The sequence below is a fragment of the Psychrobacter sp. TB55-MNA-CIBAN-0194 genome, from assembly GCF_040309505.1.
Lineage (GTDB): Bacteria > Pseudomonadota > Gammaproteobacteria > Pseudomonadales > Moraxellaceae > Psychrobacter > Psychrobacter fozii.
This window is the reverse complement of the sequence record NZ_JBEOOW010000579.1, coordinates 1-251: the sequence shown is the minus strand read 5'-3', so window position 1 is coordinate 251 and position 251 is coordinate 1. Positions and strand designations below refer to the sequence as shown.

Sequence of the window (251 nt, the reverse complement as noted above, 5' to 3'; positions counted from 1 at the left end):
CCATCGTGCTCAACCACTATCATACGAGCTTCGCCTTCAATGCCTGGGCGTACTTTAACATAATGACAATCAAGTACTTCTTCACGCACTTGATGATCGGGGCGCTGTATACAAATTGTAATATCTCTAAAACCATGAGCTTTTAATGCATAAATAGCGCCTCGGCTAACAGCGCCAAAACTAAAAATAATGGTTTTACGTTGATTACCGTAATGGCCATCAATGCCTTTTAGTTGCAGAGCATGTAACAC

At 41.4% G+C, this 251-nt stretch carries 1 protein-coding gene; it reads right to left on the bottom strand.

Annotated elements, in window-relative coordinates:
- On the bottom strand, positions 1-251 hold a 251-nt coding region (locus AAEY75_RS16345), incomplete at both ends, for a hypothetical protein (protein ID WP_352260205.1).